We start from the raw sequence: 6,091 nt of genomic DNA on the forward strand, positions 1-6,091 counted from the left end.
CCGGGTGCCGGTGCGCCGTGGCCGACGGTGGTGACGTGAACGTGGTCGAAGTGGTTCTGGGTCGGAGATCCTCTGTCCTCCATGGTGTTCGGTTCACCTTGGGAGGGGATGTATTCCTGTCGCCAGATCATGTATTCGATCTGGAGGTAGTCGCGGTTGCTCCACAGGTAGTCCTTGACCTGGTTGCCGAGCGCTTTGCCTTCCTCGGAGGACCAGTTGTCGATCATGACGTCGACCGCCCGCCCGGAGGGGTGGTCGTCGAATCCACCACCATCGGCTCGCCACCCACCGATCGTGGTGATCTGCGGGAACTTCGCGTGGACGGCGCGGGCGACGCGGACGGTGTCGACCTGGAAGTGCTCTTCGGACCCGATGCCGGCGGGCAGCGCCGCCATCTCGGCGGTGCCGCCTCCTGTCGAGGGCGCGGGTGCGGTCGTCGACGGAGATTGTGGAGTCTGGCCTGTCTGTCCGGTGCCGGGGTCGGCGGCGGCGTCGTAGAAGGGTTGGGGGTCGATCGCGTTGCCGGGTGCCCAGCCGCCGGGGTGGTACTCGAAGTGCAGGTGAGCGCCGGTCGACTGTCCGTTGTTGCCGATGTCGGCGATGTGCTGACCCGCGGTCACACGGTCCCCGACAGCCACGAGAACGCCGTCGGGGTACATGTGGCCGTAGACCGTCGAGACGATCTGGCCGTCGATGTTGTGATCGAGAACGATCCACATGCCGAACCCGTCGGCGGGTCCGGCTTTCGAGACGATGCCGTCGGCGTAGGCGTAGATCGGTGTCCCGACGGGACCGGCGAGGTCGATGCCCTTGTGCATCGTTCCCCACCGTGACCCGAACGGGCTCGTCAGCTGGCCATCGGAGGTCTTCATCGGCTTGGAGAACGACCCGGCCGGAACCCCTCCCGCAGCAGAGGAAATGCCCTTCCCGGGAAGACAATCGGTCGGCACTTTCTCGCGCACACCGGTGGTGACGAACAGGACCACGAACAGCGCCAGCGCGAGCACGACGGTCAGAGCGACCGCGCCGCCCTTTTTCACAACGCGGCCGCCGACATCGACTCCGCGCCGATCGATCGCGGGGCGTGGGCGGCCAAACGCTCGCTGAGGGAACGGTTCTCCGAACGCAGTCGCGTGATCTCCTCCTCAGCGGCACGAAGTCGTGCGGCCACCTCGTCCGCTGCGGGGCGACGAGGCGAGCCGTACTTGTCCTTGATCCACCGGGCCACGGTGTTCTCGTGCGCCCCGATCGAGACAGCCAAGGCAGCAACGCATTCGGCGCGGGATGCATAGTTGTGTCGAGATTTCTCGTATTCCTCGAGCGCCCACGCGCGGGTCTGCGCCGGGTATTCGGCGCGGGGGTACTCGGCGGTCATCACTGCGCTCCGGCCAGTGCCGTGTCGTGCGCGTAGTGGGCGTCACCGGTATCGGCGGCGTGGTGCTGCCCGCCGGCGAAGTACTCGGCGAAGCGGGCATTGGTGTCGTGGACCCCGGTGTCGTACTCGATGTCGGTGAGCACCGTCTGGATGGGAATGCCGGGGGTGTTGTCCTTGGCGACCTTGATCAGGAACTTCCCGCGCCCGATCGGGTTGCGGACGGTGCGCCGTTCGGACCCGCGTAGCGCTGCCCCGCGGGACCAGGACGTGACCATGCCCGCTTCGGCGGCGGTGAACTTCAGCTCCCCGGAGAGGCGTTCGACCTCACCGATCGGCAGGCCACCGCACACGACCATGCCGGCACGGTCGATGAACCCTTTCGCAGTTTTGATGTCGGCTTCGGTGGGCAGGGTTTCGAGGTCGCGGCCGGTGTGGGTGATCATGAGCAAGCCCGTGGCGTCGGTGCGGTTGAGGCGGGTGATTTCGTTGACGCGGGCGACCATGCCCGGTCCGGCGCCGATGACCTGCCACAGCTCGTCGAGGGCCATCAGGAAGAGGCGTTGGCGGTCCAGTCCTGCGTCGGCGAGCAGGTGCGCCGCTTCCACGGTGCCGTAGGCGTCGGCCCAGCAGGAGAGCATCACGGCGGCTTTGAGGGTGGTGTCGCCGCGGTCGAGGGAAGAGACGTCGATGCAGATCATCGGTGCGTCGAGGTCGATCGGTTCGGTGGTGTGGTCGGCGAAGATGTCTCCGAGGGGGCCGGAGGTCAGTGCGCCGAGGGCTTGCATCAGTTCGGTGATGGCATCGCGGTAGCCGTCGCGGTCGGTCTTGTAGGCCGCTTGGAGCATGTCCGCCGATCCGGCGTCGATGCGGGTGTAGAGGTCTTTGAGCAGCGGCGGGTGGGTGTAGGAGAATCCGCCGTCGGCGTACAGCTCGCGCAGGGCGATCCCGATCAGGGAGTTCTCGAAGGCTTTCACCGAGTGGGTGTCGTAGCGGATCAGCTCGACCAGGGCGCAGACGGCGTTGATCTGGCGGGTGGAGATGGTGATGGTCGCGACGTCGATCAGCTCGTCGAGCTCGGCGATCCGGGCGGGGTCGGTGGCCTCGTCGCGGGCGGCGATCGCGCGGACGACGGACTGGCCGAGGGCTCCGGCGGCGAGGGGGTTGAGATGTCCACCGCCGTGGCCGAGGGTGATGACCTGCCCGCCGACCAGGTGGGTGAGTTTGACGTACTCGCCTTTGATGTCGCCGGCGACGATCGGGGTCTGTCCCCAGCCGCACGCCCCGAGGAGGATCTTGCGGATCAGTGTCGACTTCCCCAGGCCGGGCAGGGAGAGGACGAACATCGAGGGGTTTCCGATGAGCTTGTCGCGGAAGTAGGCGAACGGATCGCAGGAGACGGCGTTGCCGGTGATGGCGTGCTGACCGACGATGGTGCCCGCCGAGGGTGCGGCTGCGCCGATCGCCCACGGGTTCAGTCCGCACATCTGCACCGAGGTCGCTTCGTACTCGATCGGGGCCGGGACGGTCGACATCCGGCCACCGCCCGCACCTTTCAGGCCGCGTGCGCTCGACGACAGTGCTGCGCGCCACCACGGGTCTCCCGCTGCCTCGTGGACGGCTTGTTCGGCCCGTGGGTGGTCGTTGCGCCACCGGGTCAGGCCGAGGCCGCGCCGGGACAGCGTGGGGGGCTCTTCGGCGTCGCCGGTGGCGATGAGGGCGGCGAGCTCGGCGTAGTCGGTGTCGCCGATGATCCACCGCACGAACGCCGATGGCTGCGGCGTTGACGTCTCGTACAGGCCGGACTCGTCGAACCTGTACTCGTCGTATCGAGGGTCGTAGTCCCTGCGCGGGCGGTGGTCGGTCGTCGTCATCGTGGGTGTCTCTTTTCTCGGGCAGGGGTGGGCCGGATGCGGTCGGCGGCGCTCTAGCTGCGGCGCACGAGGATCGAGGTGGAGATTTGATCGGGCAGGAGGACACCGACGCCGAGGCCGGCGGCGAACGCTGCGTCTTGGAAGGCGAATGCGCGCCGCAGTCGCAGGCGGGAGCGGGCGGCGAGTGATTCGGTGACAGCGGCCGCGTTGGCGATCTCGTCGACCGATCCGACGGTGATCGTCAGCAGTGCCGAATAGCGTTCGTATCCGGCTCCGGAGACCATTTCGCGGCGGGCCTGCTCGGCGATCTCGTGGCGCTTCTCCGACCCGGCGGAGGTGATCTTATTGCCGCGAGAGTTGATCGCGTGCAGGGCGTCTCGGTGTTGCTTGTCGACTTTCTTCGCTGCGTCCCCGGCGGTGTAGGGGCGGTAGACGAGCGTCAATCGCTTACGGGGGATGTCGTCGTGCGGCTGCAGCAGCGGTTTGAGGACGGTGTCGGTGAACACCGACTCGGGAGGTGCGGCCATCTCCCAGACGACCGAGACGCCCCCGTCGTGGCGGTAGTAACCCCACTCGGTCTTCGCCCGTCCCGGTCCGGCGTCGTCCCAGTCCACGCCGTGCTCTTCGCCGGAGATCTCGAGTTCCTCGAAGTCGTTCTCGGTCGAGGGGTTGTAGGAGCGGTGCACGGCCGCAGTGATCTCGGCGGCAGTCATCGGCTGGGCGTCGATCCCGGCCCCGGAGAGCGACTCGTACAGATCCGGTAGACGGCGGGCCAGTTCGGTGGCCATCTCTTCGGGGTCCTTCTGTCGCTCGCGGGTGGTGGCGCGAAAGGTGATCGACAGCCGTGCCAGGGTGCGGTGGCGACCCGAGGGCATCCGGACGGCGGACTGCTCGACGAACGACGCAGCCAGCGGCGGTGCGGTGGGGACGAGTTCGTGTTCGGCGCGACGTGCCAAGCGCAGGCCCGTGGCGGGAATGTTCTCCACCACCACCACGGCACCGACGATGTCGCCGGGCAGTCCGAGGTCGGCGAGGTAGACACCCCAGTCGGCGGTGTAGAGGTCCTTGTCGCGCTGGACGATCGCTTCGTCGCCGCCGGGCAGGGCGTCGAAGATGACGGTGTAGCGGTGATCGTCGGGGTTGTGGATCATCCCGAACTCGTTGCCGTGACGGTCGATTCCCATGTAGACCTTGGTGCGGGCGAGCAAGCCGGGGAGCTTGTAGCGGCCACCGGGGATCCTCGAGTGCGGTCCGGCGTGGTACTCCGTGGACTTGTCGATGTGCTTACGCCGCATCCATTGCATTCTCAGTTGTCCTGTCTCGTAGAGAGTTCGACCGTTCGGGGCGATGACCAGTGGGGTGAGGATGAGCGCGCCGACTCCCATCAGGGCGAGCCCGACGACGACGTGGACGAAGATCAGGACTGCGAACGAGACCGCGAAAAACCCTGCACCGTAGGCAATGACCTTCGTCGGCAGGCCGAACGCGAACGTGCTCTGCGGCCGGTTGCCGGCCGAATAGATCGGCGGCTCGTACGGGGCCTCGAGCTGGACGCTCATCGTTGAATCCGTCCGTGGTAGTTGCCGACTGCGCCTTCAGCGGCCGAGCCGAGAGTGGACGAGACCGATCCCGCGGTGCGGCCGACTGTGCCCGCGGCTTTGAGTGCCCCTGCTGCGCCGCGCAGAGTTGCCGAAGTACCGGTGCGGCCGGCCGACGCAGCGGCCGTTCCCACTCTGCGGGCTGCGCCCATCGGCCCGGACGATGCGCCCGCGTGCGAGGGACTCGATCCACCGTTGTAGCGACCCTGGAAACCGGGGGACGAGCGTGCTCCGGTACCGGCCGCACCCGAAGACCCGCCCTTGCCGCCACCCGAGGATCCGGCGACGGAATTCGCCATGGCACCGAGAGCGCGGGAAGCGGCCATCCCGCCGGCCCCCATCACCGCCCCTCCCGCAGCCCCGAGCATCCCCACTTCCCGGCCACCGGCAGAGATGGTGTCCGCTGCGGGAGCGACGATCTTGATCAGGGTGGGCAGGGCGAACCCGATGACCGCAAGGAGGACGGAGCCGATGATGACCGTCGCGATCTGATCGGAGCTCGACGCCGAGGACGCCCAGAACGCGAACAGGTACAGCAACGTCGCGACCGGCTTGAACAGCAACGCTCCGAGAGTGAAGGCGATCATCGACTTGTAGGAGCTGCGCCCGGTGCCGGTGGCCGAGGATGCGGCGGCGATCGGGATCACGGCGACGACGACACACAGCACCGCCTCACGGATCAACAGTGCGATCAATTGGGCGACCGACCCGAGGAACGCGAACCCAGCGCACGCGAGCGCCAGGATCGGGCCGAGACCGGTCTTGTCGTCGAACGCGGTGATGGCAGTGATCTTCTCGTTCAGATCTCCGCCGACGAACTTCTCCAGCGCATATGCCGAGGCGATGTCTCCGCCTTGGTGGAACATCAACACCAGAATCGGCAGCAGTGACACGGTGACGACGGTGCGGACCAACATGGTCGCGGTCTCGGTTGCCCCCTCCATCACGGCTTGTTTGCGGGCGATCGCGAGCTTGATCATCGCGATGATGATGGAGGCGAACAGGGCGACGACGGTGAACCCGGAGATGAGGTTCCGCAGACCCGACATCGCGTTCTCCGCCGCGAGGCCCGGGATGCCGGAGGACATCCAGAAGGTCATCACCGATCGGAATGCTTGGGTGTTGCCTTCCATCACCGATTTGGCGAAGTCCCCGACCGGGTCACCCCAGAATGTCGAGACTGCGGAGTCCACAGCGGTAGAGAACGCGTCACCGGGATGATCACTGAACGCTGAGTCCAAGCAGAA

The 6,091-nt window shown here is 67.0% G+C and carries 5 protein-coding genes; all 5 read right to left on the bottom strand.

All coding sequences use genetic code 11. From position 1 onward, the window contains the following. On the bottom strand, positions 1-1,040 hold a 1,040-nt coding region (locus A2J02_RS14605; protein WP_156516227.1), incomplete at its 3' end, for a M23 family metallopeptidase. Further along, on the bottom strand, positions 1,037-1,375 hold the full coding sequence (locus A2J02_RS14610; protein ID WP_032386863.1) for a hypothetical protein: 339 nt from the start codon (positions 1,373-1,375) through the stop codon (positions 1,037-1,039). The genes A2J02_RS14605 and A2J02_RS14610, both read right to left, overlap by 4 nt. Continuing rightward, positions 1,375-3,246: an ATP/GTP-binding protein gene (locus A2J02_RS14615; protein WP_068050835.1), complete on the bottom strand. Its 1,872-nt coding sequence runs from the start codon at positions 3,244-3,246 to the stop codon at positions 1,375-1,377. The genes A2J02_RS14610 and A2J02_RS14615 overlap by 1 nt, the downstream gene beginning before the upstream one ends. A gap of 53 nt (positions 3,247-3,299) precedes the next feature. Further along, the gene (locus tag A2J02_RS14620; RefSeq protein WP_068050836.1) at positions 3,300-4,805 is read right to left on the bottom strand and encodes an SCO6880 family protein; all 1,506 of its coding nucleotides are present in this window, start codon (positions 4,803-4,805) and stop codon (positions 3,300-3,302) included. Further along, positions 4,802-6,091, bottom strand: a 1,290-nt coding sequence (locus A2J02_RS14625; protein WP_231911464.1) for a hypothetical protein, incomplete at its 5' end; no start/stop codon positions are given. The genes A2J02_RS14625 and A2J02_RS14620, both read right to left, overlap by 4 nt.

The organism is Rhodococcus sp. EPR-147 (assembly GCF_001647185.1).
In the GTDB taxonomy this organism is placed as follows: domain Bacteria; phylum Actinomycetota; class Actinomycetes; order Mycobacteriales; family Mycobacteriaceae; genus Rhodococcoides.